Raw genomic sequence first — 23,619 nt, 5'->3', positions numbered from 1 at the left:
CTCGACGGTCGGGAACGGTGGTCGCTCTATATTCTGTTCCCGGTCTTCCTTCGGGTAGCGACGATGATGTCCGACAGATCAAGTGGACTCGAGCGACCGGCGGTGACGAGTGAGTGGAACGACGCGGGGATCGAACCGTGAGCGCTACGGACGTCTCGATGCCGAGACTGTACGTCCTCGCGTCCCTCGCGATACTCGTTCTCGCTGGGGTCGCAACGACCGTCGGACTGTTTCTCCCGGGATTCTACCGCGACGCGCCGGTCCTCCTGCCCCAACTGTACGGCCAGGATCTGCTGACCCTGGGCGTGGCGCTGCCGGTCTTCGCGGTCGCGCTGTACGCCGCCCACCGTGGGTCACTTCGGGGATACGTCGTCTGGCTCGGCGTGGACGGCTACCTGCTGTACACCTACGCGACGTACGCGTTCATGACGGCGTTCAACGAGCTGTATCTCGTGTACACGACGCTCCTCTGGCTCACGCTGGTCACCTTCGTCGGCGGGATGGCTCGACTCGACGCGACCAGCGTGAAACGGTCCGTCGAAACCCTGTCCATCCGGCCGTACGTCGCGTTCCAGGTGCTTCTGGCGGTTCTGGTCGCGTTCCTGTGGCTGGCGGAGGTGCTGCCCGCGATCGGGTCCGGGACGGCCCCCGCGAGCGTGGTCGACGCGTCGCTCCCGACGTCGGTGATCCACTCACTCGACCTGGGTATCGTCCTGCCAGCGTTCATCCTGTCGGCCCACTGGCTCCACACGCGACGGGCGTGGGGCTACGCGTTCACGGCCGTGCTCCTCGTGAAAGCCGCGACCCTCGGTCTGGCCGTGCTGACCATGGCCGCGTTCATGCTTCGCGACGGGCAGGTCGTTCCGATGCCCGTCCTCGCCGTCTTCGGGTTCCTGTCGCTCTCGAGTCTCGTCCTCCTGGGCCGATTCCTCTCTTCGATGGGAACGAACGACGAGCCGACGGCGTCGAGGACGTCGCTCGAGGCCCGAGAGTCGCCGTAGCGTAATTCGTCGTGGTCATCGCGTCGCTTCGTCAACGCCGGACCCAGGCTCTTCGAGAGCGTTCTCGATGACTTTATCCCCACCCTTGTCAGAATCCTCGCCGCACCGGCTCACCCCGGGATCGCTGGCGCGTTCATTCGAATGGGCGACGAATTGCCGTCTCTCTCATCGAACGTCACGCGTATCGCGGTGACCGTCTACCGACGTCCCGATGGGGACCGTCGGTGGAACCCTATCTTCATTAGGCCGGACTTCGAACACAACGTTAGACGATGTCGCCGGGAATTCGCGCGACGGTGAAAGTCGGGTCGCCCGAGGACTGCCCGATCGCGAGCTTTTCACAGCGGACGGGGACGACGGTCGATCGGGTGTCGACGAGTGCCGCTAGCGGGGACGGCTCGAGTGACAGTGCGGGAAGCACCACGGAGTTCCTCGCCGCCACCGACGAGGAGATCGACGACGTCTCCGGCCCGATATTCTCCTACGGGTCGACCAATCTCTATCGCCACACACACGACGACTCGAGGTGTCCCTGCGCCTGTCTCGGCTCGTTCGGCTGTCCGGTCCACCGCTACGTCGCCGAGGACGGGGACCTCACGCTGGTCTTTCACGCCGAGCACTTCGACCAACTCCAGGCGATCATGGCCGAGTTCCGCGAACGGTACCCCGAGATCGACGTGCAGCGACTCCTCCAGCCGCCGCTGCAAGGGTCGACCGAAGAGCAGGTGTTCGTCAACCGGGGAAAACTCACCGACCGCCAGCACGAGGTCTTGCAGGCCGCGTACGAGGCCGGGTACTTCGAGCGCCCGAAAGGGGCCAACGCGACCGAAATCGCCGCCGATCTCGACATCAGCCAGTCGACGTTTACCGAACACCTCGTCGCTGCCCAGCGAAAGCTCTTCGAGGACATCCTCGAGACTGACGCGTGATCTCCGGCGAGCGACAACGGAAATAGTTTAATGCCGCATAGGCTTTGACTCTGCATACGACGATGTCACTAGCCGAGGAAACCGAGATGACGGCGACGGAGATCGACGACTTCCTGAGTCGCCACGAGACCGGTGTCCTGGCGCTCGCCAGCGACAACACGCCGTACGCGATCCCGATCTCCTACGGATACGACGCCGACAGCCGATCGTTCTACATGCGACTGGTTTCGACGCCCGAGAGCGAGAAACGGGAGTTCCTCGACTCCGCTCCCGAGGTTCGTCTCGTCGTCTACGACGAACGCGACGGCGGCCGGACCTACCACAGCGCCGTCGCCGTCGGCACGCTCGAGACGATCGACCCGACCGACCTCACCGTCGAGGACGTCGAACAGTACGGGACGGCGAAGCGACCGCTGTTCGAAATCTGGGGCGAGTCGAAGGCGAATCTCGACATCCAACTCTACCGGTTCGAACCCGACCACCTGAGCGGGCGCCGAACCGAAATCGATCGCGGGGACGCGTAGCTCCTGTCGATTTTTCGGCGTCAATCCGTCGCTCGAGCGGTGGCAAGATGCGGCGACCGCGTCTAAACGCGCCAAAACGCCATCAGTGGGCGAGAAAGTGTTCGCGGGAAACCGTCGTTCCGCAGACTGGGCACCCGTACTCGGCCGTCGCGTCGCGCACGTCGCCGTCCACGGGGTCTCGCTGGCCGCAGTCCGGACAGGTGAACTCGTATGTTGTCATTGCAGTCGGTTGGGCACCTCTACCTAGACGAACACGGCGGGTCTCGATAGGGGTCTAGCCACACTATGTGGGGGGTGTTTAAACGAGACGTCGAAGCGCCCGACGAACGAGCAGCGAGACGCAGAGTCGCCACGGCAGGACGAAGACGAGTCCGAAGACGACGTTGACGATGACGAACTCGAGCGGGGCACCCCCGGGGAAGTACGCCGTCGCCCGAATCGCAGCGCCGACGATCGAGGCGCCGACCCAGCCGAGCGTGACGTACCGAAGGGTCCTGGAAGGGCTGGAAAGCGTTTCGAGCCGGAACGTCCCGACGAGCAAACTCACGAACAGCCAGCCGACCAGAAACGGCACGGCGGTTCGGAGGGTGTGGATCGGGTACGTCCACGGTTCGATCGCGTGCGAGAGCAAGCCGACGCCGAAGAAGGCGAGGATGGCGATTCCGTCGCCGATAGCGACGATGGTGGCGACGAAAGCGGTGCTCGAGTCGAGGCTGGGGAGTCCGGTGCGTGGAGTTATCGCGTTCATGGTCATGGTCGGGGACCGACGACGAGCGCTTCGGCGACGATTGCGAGCAGGACGACGCCAAGGTAGGCGTTCGAGGCGTGGAACGTCCGAAGCGTCGCGCGGTCGGTTCGGCGGCGACACTGCACGACCGCCGCGACGAGAAATATTCCACCCGCGGTGATCGTCGAGAGGGTGAAGAGCCAGCCGAGCGGGGTCACGAGGCCGAGCACGGTCGTCATCACCAGCGTTCCGCCGAGGGTCAGGAGGATACGGCGACGGGCGGCCGAGATGCCCGAAACGACCGGAAACATCGGATAGCCGGCCTGCGCGTAGTCGTCGCGGTAGACGATCGCGAGGTTGTAGAAGTGCGCTGGCGTCCAGACGACGACGATTAGCGCGAGGACGATTGCCGGCAACCCGATCGAACTCGTGACGGCGGCCCAGCCGATGAGGGCCGGAAGCGCGCCCGACCCGCCGCCGATCGCGATGTTCCAGGTCGTATTCGGTTTGAGGACGACGGTGTAGAGCACGCTGTAGTAGACAATAGCCGCCAGCGTCAGCGCCGCGACGAGACGACTGACCAGCGTTACGAGCACGACCATCGAAAGGACGGCCAGCGCGAACGCAAAGAGGGTCGCACGAGCGGCTGACACCTGGTCTGTCGCCACGGGCCGGTCCGCCGTTCGCGACATCTGCTGATCGCGGTCGCGCTCGTAGGCGTGGTTGAACGCCCCGCTCGCTCCCGTCGCCAGTACCCCGCCGGCGAGCGTCGCCACGACGGTCACGCCGTCGGGCCACTGACCGGTCGTCGTCGCGAGCGCCATCCCCGCGAGCGCGAGCAGACACAGCAGCCACATCAACCGCGGTTTCGTCAACTCGAGGTACGATCGTCCCATCGAACGGAGTCGAGCGCGTGTCGACCGTTCCGCGTCGCCTCGAGTCGAATTCGACGCCGGTTCGCTTGCGGATGTAGACGATGGCTCGCTTGCGGCTACGGACGGCGGTTCACCTGTGATTGTGGACGACAGCTCGCCCGCGGATGCGGAGGGCTCGCTTCCGGTCGTGGACGACGGGGCCGGCTCGCCGACAGCAGGTGTCGTCCGTTCGGTGGATGACTCGCCCTCGAGCGTCCAGCCGAGGGCGGCGAGCAGCGCGGTGAAGAGCACGGCAGCGATCGCGAGGTGGGCTCGTCCCGCGACGGGCTCCCCGGTAACGACGACGAGTCCACCGACGCCGACCTGGATCACGAAGAGGACCACGCCGCCGCTGATGGCGATACGCGTTCGTCGACTCGCCTCCGCCTTCCAGGCACCGAGCGTCGTCAGGACGAGTAACAGGCCGACGACCCCGGCGAGCAGTCGATGGCCGAGAACGGCGATCAGCGTCGGGTCGGTCAGTGAGGCGATTCCGTCGGTACAGAGCGGCCACGTCCCGCAGGCGCTCCCGGCGTCGGTCGTCGCGAGCGCCGCTCCCGTCGCGAGCAGCGCGTAGGTTGCGAGCGTCGTCGTCGCGAGGAGGAGGACGAATCGGCGTGTCGTGAACAGGGTCGTCATGAGTGGGTAGAGCGTGTTCGAACGGGCGGTATCCGCTATCCGTTCCCGTTCACACGAAAGCGTTCAAAATGGTCGTACCCGACAATTCCCCCGAACATGTTTCGACCGACTCGAGCGGCGAGAGGTCTCGAGGGTAAGAGAGGAGGGAGGAGGTGGCGGGTAGCAGTTCTGACGTTCCTTACCGTCAGATCCGACGGTCGTCGATTCCGTCGCCAGTTATCAGAACGGTCAGGGATCCATCCCTCGAGCCTGAATCCGCACCTGGTTACATCCGACAGGACGGTACGTTCGGCGAGTGACAGTTCATCGACCGTCGCAAGTCGTGGACGAGAAGCGGGTCGAATCGTAGAGGAGAGAAAACGTGGAAAAGAAAAGCGAGCTCCGCACACGGCGAGCCTACGGTTCTGGATTGTAGATGTCGGGTTCCGGTTCGCCCTCGACTTCGATGACGCCCAGCATCCCCCGCCGGGCTGCTCGAGTGAGCGCGTGGTCGACGATCTTGATCGGTCCGGGAACCGGGGTCTCCATCTCGCCGGCCGCGACAGATCCGGGGACGACCGGCGCGGTTTCGATGAACCGGCCCGGCTCGGAGACCAAGTCGCCTTCGCGGTAGTACTCGTCGAAGACGTTCCCGATGGGGTGGAGGGCACTCGTCAGGTTCGGCCCTCCGTTGGCGAAGAAGACGCGAATCCGTTCGCCCTTCTGGACGGTCACGGGGCCGTAGCCGTTCCCGGTGAACGCGTAGGCCTCGCCGTTGAGGGTGACGTAGGTCGGATCCTCGGCTTTCATCTTGTCGAAGCTGAACGCGTGGTGGCCCTCTTCGCCGGGCGCGCCCTTCGTGTACAGCTCGTTCTGGCCGAAGTACAGTTCGCGGTCGACCTCCGGGAGGCCGTCCTCGGGCTCGACGAGAATCGCGCCGTACATCCCAGCGCTGATGTGGTGGTCCATGTTCGGGACCGCACAGTGGTAGACGTGTACGCCGGGGTACATCGCTTTGAACTCGATCTCCGCGCTCTCGCCCGGATTGATCGTCGTGTCCTCGGCGCCCCCACCGGGGCCGTAGACCGCGTGCAGGTCGATGTTGTGGGGCATCGAGTTCTCCTCGCCGTTCGTGAGCGTGAGGTGGATCGTGTCGCCCCGGCGCACGCGAATCATCGGTCCCGGGATCTGGTCGTCGAACGTCATGTAGTCGAAGGTGACGCCCGGTTCGATCTCCGCGGTGACCTCCGTCGTCGTCATCGAAATTTCGTGGTGACGTGGCTCGGTCCAGTCGACCGGCGCTGGAATGTCTGTCGGATCGGCTGCGACGCGGTCGACGTCTACTGGCTTCGCACTCGAGAGCGACTCTTCGACGTCGCCCGCTGGTTCTTCGCCGTTGCCATTTCCGTTGCCGTTTCCGTTCCCCTCGTCAGCGTTCCCGACACAGCCAGCGACCGCTACTGCACCAGCCACACCGAGCCCCTGTAAGAACCGTCGTCGTTTCGAATTCAGTTGGGTCATTGTCCTCACCTGGGAGTATGCCTTGACGTATGTTCAAGTATGAATACGATTCCCGAACAATGGAAATACACACGGAGGTGTTCGGACATGAGTTTAAATATTTAAAAGACCCCCCATTATGAGGGTATCAACTTCAAGCAGTTCGCCCAGACGGGGGTTCGAACCCGGTGAAAACGGAGACGACACCCGAGTTTCCGGTCATGCTCGCCAGATAACGGTCACGACTTCGGCGTCCATCTCGAGCGTCTCGTACACGTAGCCTCGATCCTCGAGTTTCGGATACAGAAACTGCGGGGCGCGGTCGTTTCGCTGGATCAGCACCGTCTCCTCGGGGAGTTCCGCCAGCTGCTCGAGCGTGTTCGCGAGCGGGGCCGGCGGCCCCAGCGATCGAACGTCAAGCACGGTTCGCGGTCGGTCCTCGGGTGCTGCCGTTCGTTCGACGACGGATTCGTGGCCCTGGTCGTGAGTAGACATACGACTACAAATGGGCTCGAGGGCTCTCTACTTGTTCGCGAATGCGTTCGGGTGACGAGCGAGGCTGATGATCGAGGATGACAACTCAGGGTGACAACTGAGCGCGACAGACGAAAACGTTCGCGCGAAGACGCGAACGGTGGAGATGAACGAGAGTAAGGGTACCAGTATCAGTTTTGAACGGTGCGTTACTCGGCTCGTTTGGGGAACTCCGCGACGAATTTCCCCGCCTCAGCCTGCTCGACGGCGTATCCGTCGACGTCGAACTCGTCGACTTCCGCCTGGAACTCGTAGAACAGCGGCTTCGGTTCGTGATCGTTGATGATCGTCAGCGTTTCGCCTGCCTCGAGTTCGTCGAAGGCGTCGTGAATCGTCGGGTGGCGGTCGACCGGCGGGATCGATCTGACGTCGAGTGTCGTCATGCAGTCGTCGGTAGTGGTTCTACCGGTATCGGCGTTCCTCCGAATACGTTCGGGCCGGTTCCAGGCGAACCGTCGACTCGCCCTCTGAATCGCGTGCTCACGTGCGTACCAAAAATACATGTTATCCAAAACCCGTCGTATCCACAAGCTGGTACCCGTCCCGTCAAACATTCCGAGCATACCTGGACGACCGTCCAGGTGCCGTCCAGACGGTCGACGTGCCGGATACGTGAGAATACGTACACTTTTGTGAATTCGAACGGTACCGATACTCGATGTATCCGACCGATGCCGGCACGCACGGATTCCTCTCGATCCAGATCGCGGTGCTCCTCCACGTCGGACTCGCCCTCGGGGGGACGGTCCTGCTGTGGTGGCTCGGTCTGCCAGCACGGTTGGCTGTCCCCGCCTTCGTCGTCGCTGTCTTCCTTCTGCTGGTCCCCTTCTGGCCGGTCTATGCCGACTTCCATCCGACGTCCGGAGAACGCTAGCGCCGCTGCTCGCCGCTCTCGAGCGAAATCCTGCCGCGATTCCGTTTCGAGATGATAAATCCCACGGTCGTTCCCGACCGATCATATTCTGGGGTACTCATTAGGGGGAACGCACCCGAACGTGTTCGTATGGCTCACGCGACGCTCACCGTCACGCTCCCGAAGAAGGTGTGGGTACAGGAGGTCTCGAGCGCCCACCCGGAGGCGACGTTCTACGTCGACGCCGCGGTTCCAGGCGCCGAATCGGGGTTCGCCCTGGTTCGAATCACCGGCCCCGACGTCCCGTCCGTTCTCGAGGACATGGAGGATCATCCGCAGCTAACCGAAATCTCGTTGATCCAGTGGAGCGAGAACGAGGCGACGGTCCACTTCGAGACCACGGCCCCGTTGTTGCTCTTCTCCTCCCGCGACTCCGGCATGCCAATCGAGCTCCCGGTCGAGATTCGACAGGGGAAAGCGACTCTCGAGGTGGCCGGCTCTCGAGACCGGCTCTCCCAGCTGGCCGATCAGTTCTCCCGGTTCGGCCTCGAATACCGTATCGACAGCGTCCATGAACGACTCCACGACACGCAGTTGCTGTCTGAGCGCCAGCACGAACTCGTCGTCGCTGCCGTCGAACATGGGTACTACGATACCCCGCGACGGTGTTCGCTGACCGACCTCGCCGGTCGTCTCGACATCGCGAAGTCGACCTGCAGCGAGACGCTCCACCGGGCCGAAGAGGCGATCATCAAGCAGTTCGTCGACAATCTGGTCGACGTGGAGCAACGGCCTCCGCTCGAGGAGGAGCTGGTGTCCTGAGCGACCATTCGGGCGCATTTCTCTCGTTCTATACCAAACAGTACGTTTGTCCGAACATCATCGGGCGTGTTCCCGTGGTCTGGAAATCACCAATGAGACCCTATGCCCGTACTCCATACTGCCGCCCAGAGGTATTATGACTGTACACGATGGACGGAAACGGCAATTTCTACAGGCCGTCGGGGGAGCGCTCGTCTTCGGCGGACTCGCCGGGTGTCTCGAGGACGAGGAAGCTAGCAGCGGGAACGGAAATGGAAACGGCGGAAACGGCAACGGGAACGGGAACGGCGGCGTCGAGTACGACTTCGACGGCTACCTCGACGACGCCAACAACTACGACGGCGTCGAGGATTACACCGGGGAATCCGAGGTCACCGTCGACGTCGGCGCTGGCTCGGATGGCTTCGCGTACGGGCCCGCGGCCATCGTCGTCGACTCGGGAACGACCGTCGTCTGGGAGTGGACCGGCAAGGGTGGCAGCCACGACGTCATCGCCGAGGACGGGAGCTTCGAGAGCGAGATGCTGAGCGACGAGGGGGACACCTTCGAACACACCTTCGAGGCGACGGGCACTTTCACCTACCACTGCTCGCCCCACGTCAGCATGGGCATGAAAGGCGCCGTCGTCGTCGAATAGCTCTAGCCATGATCGCACTATTCACGACGCGAACGCCGAGGTGGACTCGCGCATGAGCGCTGACGAAGCCGAAACCGGAGGCGCCGACGCTACGGAGACGCTCGAGGCACTCCACACCGACGAGTGGGAGGCGGAGATGCGCGAACTACTCGAGGACGGCGAGCACGACGCCGATCTCGGACTGGCGATGGCCAAAGACGCCCAGCGCCTCGTTGCGGGCGAGCTGACCGAAGCCGAGTTCGCCGCGCGCTACCACGACGCGGTCGTCGAGGAGTTCGACGTGGACGAAACCGAACTGCCCGAGGAGCTGGCGGGGGTCGAAGACGTGAACGACGAGCGTTCGCTGGCCGACAGACTGGCCGCCTTCGAGGAGGACGGCGAGATGGACCGCCGCGAAGTGATGAAGAAAATGGGAGCCGCGGGACTCTTCCTCGGACTCGGTACCTGGGCCACGGTGGACAGCGCCGAGGGCGCCGACCCGGCCGCGGCCGCCGGCGAAGGCGAAGATGAGGGCAAGCAGTACGGGATGGTCATCGACCTCGAGAAGTGCGACGGCTGTCTCTCCTGCGTGGTCGCCTGTAGCCAGGAGAACAACACCTCGATGGGAGCCAACTGGATGTACGTCTTCACCTACGAAGAACCCGACCAGAACGGGCACAACTTCCTCGTGCGGACGTGCCAGCACTGCTCGGACGCCCCCTGCCAGAAGGTCTGTCCGACGACCGCGAGACACAAGCGGACCGAGGACGGCCTCGTGCTCACCGACTACGACGTCTGCATCGGCTGCCGGTACTGTCAGGTGGCCTGCCCCTACGGCGTGAACTACTTCCAGTGGGGTGAACCCGATACGCCGCAGTCGGAACTCGATCCGGACCACGTCTACGACGGGCGCGACCGCCGGGTCGACAGCCGGCCCCCGAAGGGCGTCATGGGTAAGTGTACGATGTGTCCCTCCCGCCAGGACGGCAAGCGCGGCGAGGACAAGATCGGCACGACCGCCTGCGAGGACGCCTGCGCGATGGACGCCATTCACTTCGGGGACATGAACGACGAGGACAGCGACCCCAACCGCTACCTCGAGCAAGTCCGCGAGTCGAACCCAAACGACCGCGAGACCTTCCCCAACCGGACCGAGAACAAGGTCTCGACGTTCCGACTGCTCGAGGAACTCGGCACCGACCCGAACGTCGTCTTCGTCGGGAACGAACCGGGCCCCGATGCGAAACAGGTCGAGGGGCCCGTGGCCTACGAGGACGTCGGGCAACTCGACCGCCGGAAGGAAGTCCTTGACGACGGTACGTTTGCCGGAGGTGTCTCGCCGTGAGCACCCAACGTCCGAGCGATGCGGACATCGTTCGGCCGATGCAGCGCACCTCGAAGGGATACTACGGCCTGCTCGCGGTCGTCTCCCTGGGAATCCTCGCGTTCCTGATCGGCTGGGGACTCCAGCTTCGGGACGGCCTCATCGTCACCAACCTCGGGGACTGGGGCTCGAGCGGCGGCGTCACCTGGGGGCTGTACATCGGCGCGTTCATCTGGTGGGTCGGGATCGCCCACGGCGGGATTATCCTGTCGGCGGCGGTTCGCCTGCTCGGGATGGACCGGTACAAGCCGGTCGCTCGACTCGCGGAGTTGCTGACGATCGCCGGGCTGACGGCGGCCGGGTTGTACATCATCATCCACGTCGGCCGGCCGGACCGGATCGTCACGAGCATCCTGCTCAACTACCACGAGACGATTCACACGTCGCCGCTGGTCTGGGACGTGACCGTCATCACGCTCTACTTCGTGATGACTGCGACCTACCTCGCGCTGACGATACGGTACGACATTACGCGGCTTCGCGACGACCTCCCGGATCGACTCGAGCCGCTGTACCGGGCGTTGACGATCGGGTACACAGAGGCGGAAGACGAGGTCGTCGAACGGATGGTCTGGTGGCTCGCGCTGGGGATCATCATCCTCGCGCCGCTGTTGCTCCACGGGGGAGTGATCCCGTGGCTGTTCGCCCTGCTGTCGTCGATGCCGGGCTGGTCGGGCGCGATTCAGGGCCCCCAGTTCCTGACCATCGCGCTGACCTCGGCCATCAGCGGCGTCCTGATCGCCTCCTACGCGTTCCGACGGGCCTACGACTGGGACCACATCATCACCGACGACGTGTTCCGCGGGCTCTTGTTGTGGCTCGGCTTCTTCAGTCTGCTGTTCCTCTGGCTCCAGCTCCAGCAGGTCATCAACGGCGTCTTCGCGCCGCCCGTCGACGTCGACTACGCGATGCACGCCAAACTCGCTCAGCCGCTGTACTGGGTATCGATGAGCTTGGTCGCCGGGACGATGGCGTACGTATTCGCACAGACGCTCCGCCCGTCGCTGTTCAGCCTCGAGCGCAGCATCGCCGCGGCGGTCGCGGTGCTCTGTGCGACGCTGGTCGAGAAGATCCTCTTCGTCGTCGAGGGGCTCATGCACCCCACCTTCAGCCTCTATCGCGGCGTCCCGGGGACGTACGTCCCGAGTCTCGTCGAACTGTCCTCGCTGGTCGGAACCATCGCCATCGTCACCATGTTCTTCATGGTCGTCGCGAAGGTCATCCCGGTCGTCGAACTCCACGCGATCGAGGAACTCCGGGGTCACGACGACGAGGCCGAATCGGTTCCGACGGCTGACTCCCCAATGGAGGTGAACGCGTGATGGAGTTCGGCCCCGGCACGTGGCTCATCTTCGGGATCATCCTGGTCCCGGTCTACGTCGTCCTCTTGGCGTGGTACCTCGGCGAGCCTCGCGACAGAAAGACGGCGACCCTCGGGGTGGTCTACCTCGTAGGACTGACAACGCTCCTGTGGACCGCGATGTTCATCAAGACGGTGATTCTCGACGTGATCTTCTTCTAGGCACGTTTCACCGCCGCCCTTCGACCCGCGTATCGAGCGACGAACGACACCGACTACCGATTCAATCCAAACCAAACCTATGACCGTATCCACATCCGACCTCCGAACCCAACTCGCAACTGTACAGGACCCCGAACTCGAGGACGACATCGTCTCGCTCGGCCTCGTCAACGACGTCTCGATCGAGGACAACACCGCCCGGATTTCGCTGGCGTTCAACGCGCCCTACGCCCCCGCCGAGATGACGATGGGGAACCGAATCCGCGAAGTCGTCGCCGACCTCGACGCGGACCTCGAGGCCGACGTTCGAGCCCACGTGGGCGAGGGCCACGGCTTCGACGAGGAGATCCTCCCCCGGGTGAAGAACGTGATCGCCGTCTCGAGCGGCAAGGGTGGGGTCGGCAAGACGACCGTCGCTGCGAACCTCGCGGCCGGTCTCGAGAAACTGGGCGCACGGGTCGGTATCCTCGACTCGGACATCCACGGCCCGAACGTCCCGCGCATCCTGCCGATCGAGGGCGAACCCGGAATTACGCCCGACGGGGAACTCGTCCCGCCCCGGTCGGACGGCGTCCGCGTCATCAGCATGGGCTTTCTCACGGAGAACGCGGACGACCCGGCGATTCTCCGGGGACCGATGGTCAACAACATCATGACGCAGTTCCTTCAGGAGGTCGAGTGGGGCGTCCTCGATTATCTCATCGTCGACCTACCGCCGGGAACCGGCGACGCGACGCTCAACCTCCTCCAGCTCATGCCCGTCGCGGGGGCCGTCATCGTCACGACGCCCCAGCAGATGGCCGTTGACGACACCCGGAAGGGGCTGCGCATGTTCCAGGAACACGACGCGCCGATCCTGGGAATCGTCGAGAACATGTCGACCTTCCGGTGTCCGAACTGCGACGACCAGCACGACCTCTTCGGCCGCGACGGTGGCGATGACATCAGCGCCGAATACGACGTCCCGCTGCTCGCGAAACTCCCTCTCGACCCCGAATTCGGCGCCGAGGAACGCGACGTCCCGCCGGTCAAGGACGACTCGAGCCCCGTCCAGGGGGCCCTCGAGGATCTCGTCGAAACCGTCGTCGACCGCATCGGAGAGGTGAACCGGGGTCGAGTCGCTGACGCAACGTCGAACGAGACCGAAGAGCCCGTTCCGTCCGCTGCCGGTCAGTAGACGTTCGATTTCCCGTCTCCAGTTTCCCATCGATTGCTCGAGTACTGCCGCCGTTTCTACTCTAAGTATACTTTTTATAGCAATGGGTCTACTCGGTGCTCGGATCCACCACGCCTCGACACCGAGCGCCGGCCCCAGCACACCGATGGCGAATGCGTCGATCGGGATCAGGTATCGCCAGATTGCCGAGTCGGTCGCGAACGAGATCATCGAAGAGCGCGTTACTGTGACGATCATCGAGGGGAAACTCGCCCTCGCCCCGTGGCAGTCGGGTCGATTCGTCGACTATGACGGCCCCAGGGGCGGCGGCTACTGGTGACGGCACTCTCGGTGTGATCGTGAGCGCACGCGTCGAACGGCGAAGAGTGTCCGCTGCCGAACGGCGAACGTCAACCGCTCCCGATCGAAGCGGTAAACGGTAGTCGCTTCCGATCGGACCGGGCGCTCTCCGCTGCGACGGGTGGGTGTTTTATTCCGCTGGCGGTGGTTCAGGTACTCGACTCGAGCGCTCGGCTTTCACAAGTCGGGTCCCTACCGACTCGAGGCCGCGACCGTCGTCCTACAGGAGATGACGACGCCGGTCCGGGAAGCCGCTCGAGAACGCGAACGTGAGCCGGGACAGAACGGAGATGAATATGACACGACGCACGATTACGACCGCACTCGTCGCGATCCTCGCAGGGTGTTTCGGCGAGTTCGGCGGGTCTGGCGGTCCCGGCGGCGGTAACGAAGACGACGACAATCCCGCGCTCGCGGAGGCGGCCCAGCAGGGTGACCTCCGACTCACCAGCCCCGCCTTCGACGACGGCGAGCGGATTCCCGACGAGTACGGGCGCGGCGAACGGGACGTCAATCCGCCGCTCGAGCTATCGAAAGTGCCGGACGAAGCTGACTCGCTCGCCCTGATAGTCGACGATCCGGACGCCGTCGAACCGGCCGGGCGAATCTGGGTCCACTGGCTGGTGTGGAACGTGCCGCCAGAGACGACCACGATTCCGGAGGAATGGGATGCCGCTGGTGCCGTCGAGGGGGAGAACGACTTCGGCGGCGTCGGCTACGGCGGCCCATCGCCCCCGGACGCCGAGCACACCTATCGATTCAAAGCGTACGCCCTCGACGCGGTGTTCGACCTCGAGACGGGCGCCTCGGCCGAGGAACTCGGCAGAGAAATGGACGGGCACGTGATCGCACAGACGCAGTTGACCGGGACGTATCCGCCGTAGGTCGACTGGGCGGATTCGGACGGGATTCGCCGTCCGTCGTCGAGGTGTTCGAGGCGGTTATTGTCCCTGTCCCTGTCACTCGGCATCGTCGCCGTCGTTCGTGGGCTGTGGCCCGCCGCCGATCTGAGCCTCCTCGGCCTCGCCCCAGCCGCCATCGACGACCTCGAAGAGCTTCCGCCAGTTCTCGTCGTCTTCGCTCTCGGGCAGCTGGTCGCGGAGTTGCTGGAAATCAGAAGCAGGAACCTGCGTCCGAACGAAGTCGACGATGACTCGAGCGTGGTAGGCTGCTTCCGGCGGGTCGGCGCGCTCGATGTCACTCACCCGCGAGACGAACTCCCTCCAGTCGAATCGCTGGCCGTGCTCGTGGACGGCGCCGGTCATGTACCACTGGATCTTCATCGGGAGCGAGGCGGCGAGGTCCTCGGCCGCCCCTTCGGGTATGCGCTGTCCTAAAGTCATGAGCGTCGCCCGGATCGCGCGGACGGTCTCGCCGGTGCCGGGAGCTCGAGGCGGTTCTGGACCTCGCCGGTGAACTCGTCGAAATTCATGGCAGTGAACGGACGACGATCAGCGTGATAAACACGTAGTGGGCACCCCTTCCGGTCCGCTGTCCTCCACTGTCTTCCGCTGTCCTCCACCGTCCAACCGATCTCGAGGGGAAACCGCTACTCCTGGATCCCGTACCGAAGCTCGACGAGTCCGCTCTCGAGCGACGTCGTCTCTTCTAGTTTCAGCCGATTTCTCGGTCCGTCCGTCCCGAACAGGCGAATCCCGCCGCCGAGCAGGATGGGAGCGATGGTCAACTGGAGTTGGTCCACCTGCCTCGCCTCGAGAAACGCCCGGGCGACCTGAGCGCCACCCACGAGCCAGATACTGGCGTACTGATCCCGGACTCGGAGAGCGAGATCCGCAACCGGTTCGTCGACGAACTCGACGGTTTCGGCGGTGTCCACGACCGGTTCGGTATCGTCGTGAGTTAACACGTATGTCGGCCGATCCTCGTATGGCCACGCGCCGAAGGACCGCACCTGTTCGTACGTATTCGCGCCCATCACGAGGGCGTCGATATCTGCGAAGAACGCGTCGTATCCGCTTTCGCCTTCGCCTTCGCTTTCGCTTTTGCCGTCACTCTCCTTCGTCGATTCAAACTCCTCGAGCCACTCGACGCCACCGTCTTCGGCGGCGATGAATCCGTCGACGCTGGTTGCGAGGGAGAGGATGATCGTCCCGGTGGTCACGCTGCTCGTACGACTCCAGGGACGATCGTTCTTGCCCTCGAAGGGTGCGCCCCGTCGATAACGACGGGCGCTAATTGCTAGTCGCTAATCGACTCGAGGCGCCAGCACCAGCAACGCCACACTATCCTCGATGGCCTCCGGGGAGACGTACTGGTCGCCGTCGAAGCGGACGATATCGTCGGCCTCGAGTTCGTGTTCGTCCTCGCCGAGCGTGACGTTCAGGCGTCCCTCGAGCACGTAGAAGACGATCTGTCGGTCGGGGTGCTGGTGAGGGGCGATGGAATCGCCAGCGGAGAGCGTGAGCCTGATCGTCTGTGGTTCGCCCTCGAAGACGCGGGCGTGGGGCGCGCCCTCGAGGTCCTCGAGAACGGCGCGCTCGGTGGGTGCGGCGGAATCGGCGGTCGGTTGTGACATATAGTGGTACGCACGCATCCCGGAGCCTTGGGGATTCGCCCGAACCGATTCGGTTTCCGGGCCTCGAGTGGTGCGGTCGTATCCGGACCTCGAGCGACGCGCTCACGTCCAAATCTCAAGTGACGATCGCTCTCAAACGCCCCTGATCAGGTTGGTTACGCCGACCGTTTCCGCAATCACCCAGCCGACGAACACCAGATAGCTCACGAGCAGCAGGTACGCTTCCCGGGTGGTCAACGAGAGGTCGGTTCGCATGACCGCAAAGAGGACCACCGTGGCGAGGGTGAGCACGCCGAACATCGGGATGGCGACTGCGAAGTCTACCGCGACCGTCCCGACGATCAACACGCCGATGGGAATCGCCACGAGCAGGTCGAACGTGTTCGAACCGAGGACGTTGCCGAGACTCGTCTCCTCGTTGCCGCCTCGAGCGGACCGGATGCTCACCAGCATGTCAGGCAGGCTCGTCGCGCCCGCGATGATCGTGACGCCGGCGAGGAACTCCGGGATGCCGAACGTCGCGCCCAACGATTCGACGCTACCCACCAGCTGGTGGACCGCCACGAGGATCAGGAGCAATCCGCCGGCGAGTTTCGCCCACTCTCGAGCGAGGTCGATCGACGGCTTCGCCTCCGTAGCCTCGTAATCGCTGACGTCCTGCCACTGGATGAAGAGGTACAGGCCGTACAGTCCGATCGGGAGCATCGCCAGCGGCCGGGTGATTTCGCCGCCGAGTCCCGAGCCGTTGGAGACGGGGTTGTAGATGACCGCCAGCGCGAACGTGATGATCAACCCCGAGACGGCGATCATGTAGAACTGGGCTTCCTTGTAGACGATGGCCCGGTTCGTCTCCATGGTTCCGTCCGAAAAGATGCCGGCGAGCGCAGGGATCACCAGGATGTTGAAGATCGCGGAGCCGACGACTGCCCCGACACCCATGTCGAATGTCCCGGCCAACGCCGTGAACACGACGCTCGCCAGTTCGGGAAAACTCGAGCCGACGGCGACCACGATCGACCCCTGGACGACGGCCGGGAGTTCGTAGTACGCCGAGAGTCGATCGGCTGACCCCTCGAGCCAGCCGCTCCCGATCCAGATCACGCCCGTGGCCACGAGGACGACGATGACGTCGACCAGCGACCCGCCCGCGAGGACTCCTGGGAAGACCATTGCCGGACGTGTTGGGACGGAAGGGTATAAATCGGTCCGAAATGTCGACGTGTTCGACGCGCTCGTCGCCATCGACGCGAATATGTCCGGGACTACCCATAGGGTTCCGGAGTACCTTCCATTCGGTATGCGCGGCTTTCGATCCCCGTTCGGTGCGGAGGACCTCTTCGACGACTACGACGAGTACGTTCCGGAGAACCTTCCGAAGCCTGGACCGTTCCTCGAGGAATCCGACCTCTTGACCGGCGACGACCACCTGGCATTCCATCGACTCACGCGCGACTGTTTCGAGGAGCGAAAAGTCTACGACATGACCTTCAACTACAACCTCGCCCGGCTCAACCTCGACACCCGCCACCCGGGCGCCGGCTACCGGTACGCCCGGGACCGAGCCGACCCCGCGGTTCTCCGTGCGGAGTTCACCCCGACGACGCCGTTTTGCCCGCAGACGCACACCCTCACGATCGGCTCGTTCCGGGCCTGGAACGGGCTCTCAGAGCGCCACGAGTACGACCTCGTCTCGGTGCGCGCGGCGCCGATGCACCACCAGAGCGAGGCGATCAACGCCCAACTCGAGGAGGTCGAGGCCGCCTTCCTCGAAACGGGCGCGGTCGATCACGAGCCGAGCGGCGACATCGGGTCTAATCCGATGGAGCGCTCGATGGGTGCGACGGGTCCGAGCCGGGGCAGTTCGGATGCGCCGTTCTGACGTTCTGAGCGTCGCGTTTCTGGGTTGTGGCTTCTCGTTTCTCAGGAAGGACGCTCTCGTCGCTCATCGCTCGCCGCCTCGCCGCCAAAGCATCCACCAGCGAACGCCGACCGGAATATGTTCGGAACTATCTCGAGGTAGCTCGAGCCCCTCTCACTGAATATGAGCGCGATTCCGGGATCGATCGACGCGGATCGAGGTCCGCCGATGACGATCCCTCTTCGACACTTCCTGGTCGGGACCGGGCTGTTGCTCACCGGGGCCCTCGCGGGGGCCGTCCAATCGTTCGACGGAACCCTCGTCCCCGGGAACCTCGGGTTGGCGCACGTGCACCTCCTCCTGGTGGGCTGGGTCGCCGTGACGATCATGGGCGCGATGACGCAGTTCGTCCCGGTCTGGTCAGGCGTCGCCATCCACTCGAGGCGGCTGGCAAACGCGCAGCTGTGGCTGGTCGTCGCCGGCCTCCTCGCGTTCGCCGCCGCGCTTCTGCTGGGCGCGTACCGCTGGCTCCCGCTCGGCGGGGTCGTGATGCTCGCGGGGTTCTGGACGTTCGTCTACAACGTCGGGCGGACGCTTCGCTCGGCTCGGCCGTGGGACGTCACCGAGCGTCACTTCGCCATCGCACTGGGCTTTTTCGTCCTGCTGACGGGTCTGGGCGTGGTTCTCGCGGCCGGCCTGACGCGGCCATTTCTCGCGGGGACGCCCGTGAGCCACGGATCGGTCCGGATGAGCCACGCGACTCTCGCCCTCTACGGGGCCGTCCTCACGACTGTCTACGGAGCGCTCTACCAGCTCGCCACGATGTTCACCCAGTCGAGTCTCCACGGGATCGACCTCCCGCTCCGTCGACTCGAGTCGGTCGGCCATCCCGTGGGTGTCCTCGCGCTGGCTGGGGGACGGCTCTTCGACGTCGCGCCACTTGCCCGCGTGGGTGCGGTCCTCGTCGTCGCCAGCGCCCTCGGAATGAGCGTGATCCTGGCCCGTCGACTCCTCGAGGCGCAGGTGCCCTGGACGCCGATGCTCAGTCGGTACGCCGTCCTCGCCGTGGCGGTGGGGGGTTGGGCGGTCTGGACCGGCCCAGCCTGGTTTCGCGACCCCCTCGACCCGGCCACGCTCTTCGGCGCCCCCGGCGCCTTCTCGCTGTTGATCCACGGCGTCATCGGCTTCGTCGTCCTCGGGACGCTCTACCACGTGGTTCCGTTCATCGTCTGGGTCCACCGCTACAGCGATCGACTCGGTCTCGAACCGGTGCCCATGATCGACGACCTCTACGACGACCGGGTGGCACGGGTCGACTTCGTCTGTTTCGTCCTCGGGGTGGGGTTGCTGGTCGTCAGCGACGCGTTCGAACTCTCGGGAGCCCTGGGAACGGTCTCGACCATCGGCGGGATCTCGGTCACGATCGGCGCCGCGCTCTTCCTGCTCAACGTGGTCCTGATCCTCAGACGTCACAGTCCCCACTCGGTGCCGGGCCTGCTGCTCGGCCGATTCTCGAGCGAGGGGCCAGGAAGCGAGCCGTCGCCCTCCCAGCCTCAGTCCCAGCCTGAGCACCAGTCTGGCGTCGACTCGCCTCCCAGGTGACCGAAGACAGAAATACGAAATACGAACGTATTCGGACGAGGAATTTCCCGGCTAGACGCGCGAGTAGTGGTCGATGGACACCACACCAGGCTCGAGCGGTGAACGATCGAGGGTACCGATGGGCGACTCGAGGCGCGAGTCCCCAGATCCGGACTCGACGGACGTGCTCACGACCACCTCCGGCTGGTACCTCCTCGGTGGCTACTGGCTCTCAGGTCGCGGAACCCGTCGCGTGCGGGTCGGCGAACTGGCCGAACGGCTGTCGGTCGCGCCGGCCAGCGTCACCGAGATGGTCGACGTACTCGCCGGTGCCTCGCTCCTCGAGACGGAACCCTACGCCGGGTTCGAACTGACCGACCGCGGATCGGCACTCGCGGAGACGCTGGCGTGGCGTCAGTGCGTCGTCGCCATCTTCTTCGACCGCACGCTCTCGTACGCCATCGACGACGAGACTGCCTACCGCATCGGGTACGAACTCCCGGGGCAAGGGCTCGTCCGTCTCGAGCGGCGTATCGACCGCCCCCGCGAACGAACGTGCCGTCGTCTCGCTGACGACGGGACGTGCCTCGTCGGAACGTTCGGATAGCGCGCTGGACGTTCGCGAATCGCACCCCGCCAGTTCTCCGTCGAATACTGCAAGGAGCAATCGTCGAGGGCGGAACTCGAGTCGTTCTCGAGGCCCCTTCCCGAAACCGATTCGCCGTAGAAACGGGCGGGGGTGGGGCCTTTTATCGTATCGTCCCATGAGTACCACTATGCCAGGTGGTCTGGACCCGACTGAGGAATACGATGGTTCCATCAGAGTTCGATTATTGGACGATACTGACGGAATTGAAGAGGTTCGGTGTGCGTCCTATTATGACGCGATAGCGGTGGTGAAGGAAAATCAACACGACGTCGCCGCAGCGAAAATCATCGACCGCGACGACGAGGTCGTGTTCACCTCCGTCGATACACGTATCGAAGACTGGGCGGCCGAGTGGGAGCACGCGAAACGGAGCCTCTCCGTCACCGTCGAAGCGTACGATTGCCCCTACGAGAATATCGCTTGCTTCGCTGACGATCTCTGTGTCCAGTGTAAGATGGACAAGGTGCAAAACGAGTACTGACACGACCTGCTGCCAAGACCACTCTCTCAAACGAGGTACAGTAAAACTCGTTGGTCTATAGAAATCCGCCGGCCTATACGACCCCATCGGCGCTACGGACGACGAACACAGGAATCGGGGACTTGTCGACGACCCGTTCGGAGACGCTCCCCATCGTAATCCGTTTCTCTCGAGGACTCTTCCCGTGAGTGCCGATGACGATCAGATCGGCGTCGTGAGTCTCGGCGTATTCGAGGATCGTTTTGGCTGGTGTGCCGCGCTCGACCGCCTCGACCCCCTCGAGTCCGGCGTCCGTCGCCCGCTCGGTGACGTCGGCGACGGCTGCTTCACTCTCGCGTTCGAGTTGTGCCTTGATTTCCTCGCGCGTCTCGCCCGTTGCTGCCTGGACGATCCGCGTGTCGATGACCGACAGCGCGTGGACTCTCGCATCGTTGTCGGCGGCGATCGGAAGGGCGTGCTCGAGCGTCTGATCGATAGTGGCGCTCCCGTCTGTCGGAATGAGGATCTCGTCGTACATTGTCGGTCTCTGTATCGATTGACACGCCCTGCAGTGAAAAAGACACGTTCCACCACTCGCTCGAGCGTGAGGGGCGTTTCGGTCACTGCAAACGTACCCACCTCGTTTGGTGGGTATCGGTCTCTAGAATCCGTCTTCGAACACAAACGTTCCATCTCGCTGTATTCGTTCACCATCGATTTCGATAACCGAGTCCTCACTCATGTCGACGATCATGTCCATGTGGATGGCCGAATCGTTGCCCGTACGGTCCGGGCCAACGCTTTCCTCGATGGCGCGACCCAGTGCCAGGTGAACGGTATTTCCCATCTTCTCGTCGAAGAGTATGTTGTGAGTGAACTGATCGATATCGCGGTTCATACCGATGCCGAGTTCGCCGAGTCGCCGAGCGCCGTCGTCGGTCTCTAGAACGGCCTCCAACAGGTCCTGATTCTTCCCCGCACTGTAGTCCACTACCTCGCCTTTCGAAAAGACGAGCTGAACGCCCGTGACTTCGCGTCCGTAGGCCATCAGCGGTTTGTCGAACAACACCTCGCCCTCGACCGAGTCTGGGTTCGGCGCCGTGAAGACTTCACCGCCAGGGAGGTTCTTCTCACCGAAGTCGTTTATCGGTACCATACCGTCGATCGACATGGTGATGTCCGTCGTGTCACCAGAGCGAATTCGTACCTCGCGTCCCTCCTCGAGCAACGCGATCAGATTCTCCTGGAACTCGCGTTGATCTTCCCAGTCCTTGTTGACGGCATCGTACACGAAATCAGCGTACGCTGCCGTACTCATCTCGGCGTCCTGTGCGTTCCCTGGTGCAGGGTACTGGGTAGCAACCCACCGTTTGTCCGCCATTTCTTCCTGGAACGGCTTCATCAACGCTGAATAGGCGGTGGTCTTCTCCGGAGGGACGTCGCTGGTTTCGTTGGTGTTCGACGACGCACGGATAGCGATCGAGGCGTCGACGTTTTCGGCGAGGGCCATGTACGCGGCTGGCGGCCCGTCGTAGTCGTCGGGATCCATCGCCCGCATAAATGCACGCTGGGCTCGGCTACTCGGCCCGATGTAAATCGGTCGAGCACCGCGATCTCCGAGGAGTTCGTTCAGCGCGACAGCCAGATCTTCGGCTTCAGATGGGGCCGTAATCAGCACCTCGTCTCCTGGCATCACAGCGATAGAGTGGTCGACGATGATACGCGCGTGTTCCACGACTCGTGGGTCCATGTCCGTCTGGTAACTAGGCAAGCGTCATCTTGATCGTTCCCAGAAGCGCACTTCTGTAAGATGGCTGTAAGAAGTGGGCGATACCGGACTACACCTCTCCTGTCGCTTCTGGTCTCTAGTCGCTGCTCCTGATGGCCACGTCCGTGATCGTGACGTCGTGGTCGACCGTGGCGACGAGTTCCATCTCGTCTAGCGTAACGGACACACGGACGCTCGACGGATCGTCGTTTATCATCTCGATCGCCATGTCGTCGTCCTCGTCGTAGTACCGCCAGGAGGGATCGTGCAGCACGTTAACGCCGTGTTGTTCGAAAAATGAGATGGTGACCGGGTGGTACAGTACCGGGAGTGCAGGTGAAGCCCGTAATTCATCGTCGCAACGTTCGCACTCGAATACTGCTCTAACGGGTCTCGAATTGGCCGACGAAGCCCGCTCGAGGGCCGCATCGACTCGGCCACCGCAGTTCTCACAGAAGCCCTGAAGGAATTTCATCACCGTCGCCCGCATCCAGCGGTCGAAGGCAAACGGGAGTTCCTGACGGGCGAATTGGCCGAGCGTGCCAGGTGGAAACGAGAATTCATTGCGCCACGCTTCGCACTCTCGACAGTAGAGTAGCGCCGTCTCGTTACCGTACTCTGCGATGAGGCCGGAGTGACTACACATCGGACACGGTCCGTCGAACTCGAACGGGGGAATCGATGCGTTTGCCGTGTACGACCCCGAGAGGATAGCACCGTATACCTGTTCACCGGCGAACGAGAGTCGGTAGCCGTCTTCGTCCTGGGTCACGAAGTGGCCGACGAGTTTTTGAAGGTGATAGTTGAACTTCCCCGAGTCCCGTTCGCTCACAGCTGTCCGGAGGTCCAAAAACGATAGCGGCTCTCCGTTCTTCCCAAGAACCTGAACGATCTCTACGCGGAGGTCGTTCGAGAGCAGTCCGAACACCTCCTCTGGCGGCCGGTGTTCGACCGAAACTGCTTCGTCGTCGCTCATGGAGGGTCTATGGCGAGATGGTGAGAAAGCTATTCCGCCAGCCGGCCAGGTGATCTCTGTCCGAGATTCGGTCTTTTCGTACGATAGCACTCGATAACTGGACCGGATCTATGCCGCGGTCTCGACGCTACTATCTACTAGTCGGAAGTTACCACAGACGGGTAGACCGAACTCGAGTATCCCGGCGTGTTCCGTCGTTGCCGGCCAGCTCTCCACTACATCTTCAAATTCGTCTTCCCTCGAGATCAATCGATCACCAACGATGGTTCCCGCTAATTCTTCGGTGACGTTCTCGAGGGTGGCCTGGTGTCCTCGTCGACGAAGGCAAAAT

Annotated in this window: 28 protein-coding genes and 1 pseudogene; 16 read left to right on the top strand and 13 right to left on the bottom strand. The window is 63.4% G+C overall.

The genetic code is table 11. The features are described 5' to 3' along the window. The first annotated feature begins 158 nt into the window (after nucleotides 1-158). From ACFQO4_RS01290 to ACFQO4_RS01280, 3 genes are all read left to right on the top strand, one after another. The gene (locus tag ACFQO4_RS01290) at nucleotides 159-1,001 is read left to right on the top strand and encodes a hypothetical protein (RefSeq protein ID WP_500260435.1); all 843 of its coding nucleotides are present in this window, start codon (nucleotides 159-161) and stop codon (nucleotides 999-1,001) included. A 272-nt stretch (nucleotides 1,002-1,273) separates the two neighbouring features. Continuing rightward, a complete protein-coding gene (locus ACFQO4_RS01285; protein WP_500259202.1) occupies nucleotides 1,274-1,930 on the top strand; it encodes a helix-turn-helix domain-containing protein in 657 nt (218 codons plus the stop codon). Nucleotides 1,931-1,992: 62 nt separating this feature from the next. Beyond that, nucleotides 1,993-2,454 (top strand): pyridoxamine 5'-phosphate oxidase family protein, encoded by a 462-nt coding sequence (locus ACFQO4_RS01280; protein WP_500259201.1) that lies wholly within the window; start codon nucleotides 1,993-1,995, stop codon nucleotides 2,452-2,454. An 82-nt stretch (nucleotides 2,455-2,536) separates the two neighbouring features. On the opposite strand, the gene ACFQO4_RS01275 is transcribed toward ACFQO4_RS01280, so the two are convergent. The 6 genes from ACFQO4_RS01275 to ACFQO4_RS01250 form a co-directional block, all read right to left on the bottom strand. Continuing rightward, the gene (locus ACFQO4_RS01275) at nucleotides 2,537-2,674 is read right to left on the bottom strand and encodes a DUF7560 family zinc ribbon protein (protein WP_500259200.1); all 138 of its coding nucleotides are present in this window, start codon (nucleotides 2,672-2,674) and stop codon (nucleotides 2,537-2,539) included. 78 nt (nucleotides 2,675-2,752) lie between these two features. Then, entirely contained in the window at nucleotides 2,753-3,208 is a 456-nt protein-coding gene (locus tag ACFQO4_RS01270; RefSeq protein ID WP_500259199.1) for a DUF3054 domain-containing protein, read from the bottom strand. Next, the gene (locus ACFQO4_RS01265; RefSeq protein WP_500259198.1) at nucleotides 3,205-4,734 is read right to left on the bottom strand and encodes a heme o synthase; all 1,530 of its coding nucleotides are present in this window, start codon (nucleotides 4,732-4,734) and stop codon (nucleotides 3,205-3,207) included. Before ACFQO4_RS01265 ends, ACFQO4_RS01270 begins: the two co-directional genes overlap by 4 nt. Before the next feature lie 396 nt (nucleotides 4,735-5,130). Next, complete coding sequence (gene nirK, locus ACFQO4_RS01260; protein ID WP_500259197.1) at nucleotides 5,131-6,234, bottom strand: copper-containing nitrite reductase; 1,104 nt, start codon at nucleotides 6,232-6,234, stop codon at nucleotides 5,131-5,133. A gap of 198 nt (nucleotides 6,235-6,432) precedes the next feature. After that, nucleotides 6,433-6,708 (bottom strand): DUF2249 domain-containing protein, encoded by a 276-nt coding sequence (locus ACFQO4_RS01255; RefSeq protein WP_500259196.1) that lies wholly within the window; start codon nucleotides 6,706-6,708, stop codon nucleotides 6,433-6,435. 188 nt (nucleotides 6,709-6,896) lie between these two features. Then, nucleotides 6,897-7,130, bottom strand: coding sequence for a DUF2249 domain-containing protein (locus ACFQO4_RS01250; RefSeq protein WP_253434883.1), 234 nt, complete (start codon nucleotides 7,128-7,130; stop codon nucleotides 6,897-6,899). A 275-nt stretch (nucleotides 7,131-7,405) separates the two neighbouring features. Between ACFQO4_RS01250 and ACFQO4_RS01245 the strand changes: the two genes are divergently transcribed. The 9 genes from ACFQO4_RS01245 to ACFQO4_RS01205 all read left to right on the top strand — a co-directional run bounded on the left by ACFQO4_RS01245 (nucleotide 7,406) and on the right by ACFQO4_RS01205 (nucleotide 14,344). Beyond that, the gene (locus ACFQO4_RS01245) at nucleotides 7,406-7,621 is read left to right on the top strand and encodes a hypothetical protein (protein ID WP_500259195.1); all 216 of its coding nucleotides are present in this window, start codon (nucleotides 7,406-7,408) and stop codon (nucleotides 7,619-7,621) included. Nucleotides 7,622-7,750: 129 nt separating this feature from the next. Further along, a complete protein-coding gene (locus ACFQO4_RS01240; protein ID WP_500259194.1) occupies nucleotides 7,751-8,422 on the top strand; it encodes a helix-turn-helix domain-containing protein in 672 nt (223 codons plus the stop codon). A 136-nt stretch (nucleotides 8,423-8,558) separates the two neighbouring features. Beyond that, nucleotides 8,559-9,059, top strand: coding sequence for a halocyanin domain-containing protein (locus ACFQO4_RS01235; RefSeq protein WP_500259193.1), 501 nt, complete (start codon nucleotides 8,559-8,561; stop codon nucleotides 9,057-9,059). A 52-nt stretch (nucleotides 9,060-9,111) separates the two neighbouring features. Next, nucleotides 9,112-10,383, top strand: coding sequence for a 4Fe-4S ferredoxin N-terminal domain-containing protein (locus tag ACFQO4_RS01230; RefSeq protein WP_500259192.1), 1,272 nt, complete (start codon nucleotides 9,112-9,114; stop codon nucleotides 10,381-10,383). Further along, a complete protein-coding gene (nrfD, locus tag ACFQO4_RS01225) occupies nucleotides 10,380-11,744 on the top strand; it encodes an NrfD/PsrC family molybdoenzyme membrane anchor subunit (RefSeq protein ID WP_500259191.1) in 1,365 nt (454 codons plus the stop codon). The genes ACFQO4_RS01230 and nrfD overlap by 4 nt, the downstream gene beginning before the upstream one ends. Next, nucleotides 11,744-11,944: a hypothetical protein gene (locus ACFQO4_RS01220; protein ID WP_311136822.1), complete on the top strand. Its 201-nt coding sequence runs from the start codon at nucleotides 11,744-11,746 to the stop codon at nucleotides 11,942-11,944. The genes nrfD and ACFQO4_RS01220 overlap by 1 nt, the downstream gene beginning before the upstream one ends. 79 nt (nucleotides 11,945-12,023) lie before the next feature. Then, the gene (locus ACFQO4_RS01215; RefSeq protein WP_500259190.1) at nucleotides 12,024-13,121 is read left to right on the top strand and encodes an Mrp/NBP35 family ATP-binding protein; all 1,098 of its coding nucleotides are present in this window, start codon (nucleotides 12,024-12,026) and stop codon (nucleotides 13,119-13,121) included. 82 nt (nucleotides 13,122-13,203) lie between these two features. After that, the gene (locus tag ACFQO4_RS01210) at nucleotides 13,204-13,440 is read left to right on the top strand and encodes a hypothetical protein (RefSeq protein WP_500259189.1); all 237 of its coding nucleotides are present in this window, start codon (nucleotides 13,204-13,206) and stop codon (nucleotides 13,438-13,440) included. 496 nt (nucleotides 13,441-13,936) lie between these two features. Further along, on the top strand, nucleotides 13,937-14,344 hold the full coding sequence (locus ACFQO4_RS01205; protein WP_500260434.1) for a YbhB/YbcL family Raf kinase inhibitor-like protein: 408 nt from the start codon (nucleotides 13,937-13,939) through the stop codon (nucleotides 14,342-14,344). A gap of 75 nt (nucleotides 14,345-14,419) precedes the next feature. On the opposite strand, the pseudogene ACFQO4_RS01200 reads toward ACFQO4_RS01205, so the two are convergent. The 4 genes and pseudogenes from ACFQO4_RS01200 to ACFQO4_RS01185 form a co-directional block, all read right to left on the bottom strand. Beyond that, nucleotides 14,420-14,892 (bottom strand): annotated as a pseudogene (locus ACFQO4_RS01200) (DUF2267 domain-containing protein). Nucleotides 14,893-15,009: 117 nt separating this feature from the next. After that, nucleotides 15,010-15,582: a dihydrofolate reductase family protein gene (locus ACFQO4_RS01195; RefSeq protein WP_500259188.1), complete on the bottom strand. Its 573-nt coding sequence runs from the start codon at nucleotides 15,580-15,582 to the stop codon at nucleotides 15,010-15,012. An 84-nt stretch (nucleotides 15,583-15,666) separates the two neighbouring features. Further along, nucleotides 15,667-15,996: a cupin domain-containing protein gene (locus ACFQO4_RS01190; RefSeq protein ID WP_500259187.1), complete on the bottom strand. Its 330-nt coding sequence runs from the start codon at nucleotides 15,994-15,996 to the stop codon at nucleotides 15,667-15,669. 132 nt (nucleotides 15,997-16,128) lie between these two features. Beyond that, nucleotides 16,129-17,166 (bottom strand): sodium:calcium antiporter, encoded by a 1,038-nt coding sequence (locus ACFQO4_RS01185; RefSeq protein ID WP_500259186.1) that lies wholly within the window; start codon nucleotides 17,164-17,166, stop codon nucleotides 16,129-16,131. Between the two features lie 127 nt (nucleotides 17,167-17,293). On the opposite strand from ACFQO4_RS01185, the gene ACFQO4_RS01180 reads away from it, so the two are divergent. The 4 genes from ACFQO4_RS01180 to ACFQO4_RS01165 all read left to right on the top strand — a co-directional run bounded on the left by ACFQO4_RS01180 (nucleotide 17,294) and on the right by ACFQO4_RS01165 (nucleotide 20,565). Beyond that, a complete protein-coding gene (locus tag ACFQO4_RS01180; RefSeq protein ID WP_500260433.1) occupies nucleotides 17,294-17,875 on the top strand; it encodes a DUF7998 family protein in 582 nt (193 codons plus the stop codon). Between the two features lie 162 nt (nucleotides 17,876-18,037). After that, complete coding sequence (locus ACFQO4_RS01175) at nucleotides 18,038-19,456, top strand: hypothetical protein (RefSeq protein WP_500259185.1); 1,419 nt, start codon at nucleotides 18,038-18,040, stop codon at nucleotides 19,454-19,456. 73 nt (nucleotides 19,457-19,529) lie between these two features. Further along, complete coding sequence (locus ACFQO4_RS01170) at nucleotides 19,530-20,042, top strand: metal-dependent transcriptional regulator (RefSeq protein WP_500259184.1); 513 nt, start codon at nucleotides 19,530-19,532, stop codon at nucleotides 20,040-20,042. 169 nt (nucleotides 20,043-20,211) lie between these two features. Continuing rightward, nucleotides 20,212-20,565: a hypothetical protein gene (locus tag ACFQO4_RS01165; protein ID WP_500259183.1), complete on the top strand. Its 354-nt coding sequence runs from the start codon at nucleotides 20,212-20,214 to the stop codon at nucleotides 20,563-20,565. A 73-nt stretch (nucleotides 20,566-20,638) separates the two neighbouring features. On the opposite strand, the gene ACFQO4_RS01160 is transcribed toward ACFQO4_RS01165, so the two are convergent. The 3 genes from ACFQO4_RS01160 to ACFQO4_RS01150 form a co-directional block, all read right to left on the bottom strand. Next, nucleotides 20,639-21,082 carry a universal stress protein gene (locus tag ACFQO4_RS01160; RefSeq protein ID WP_500259182.1) on the bottom strand — a complete coding sequence of 148 codons (444 nt, stop codon included), beginning with the start codon at nucleotides 21,080-21,082 and terminating at the stop codon, nucleotides 20,639-20,641. A gap of 123 nt (nucleotides 21,083-21,205) precedes the next feature. Further along, nucleotides 21,206-22,294: an aminopeptidase gene (locus ACFQO4_RS01155; protein ID WP_500259181.1), complete on the bottom strand. Its 1,089-nt coding sequence runs from the start codon at nucleotides 22,292-22,294 to the stop codon at nucleotides 21,206-21,208. A 115-nt stretch (nucleotides 22,295-22,409) separates the two neighbouring features. After that, a complete protein-coding gene (locus ACFQO4_RS01150; RefSeq protein ID WP_500259180.1) occupies nucleotides 22,410-23,288 on the bottom strand; it encodes a DUF7351 domain-containing protein in 879 nt (292 codons plus the stop codon). Nucleotides 23,289-23,619 lie beyond the last annotated feature (331 nt).

Origin of the sequence: Saliphagus sp. GCM10025334 (assembly GCF_042663485.1) — an archaeon.
Classification (GTDB): Archaea; Halobacteriota; Halobacteria; order Halobacteriales; family Natrialbaceae; genus Natronosalvus.
This window is presented reverse-complemented; position numbering and strand designations above follow the sequence as displayed.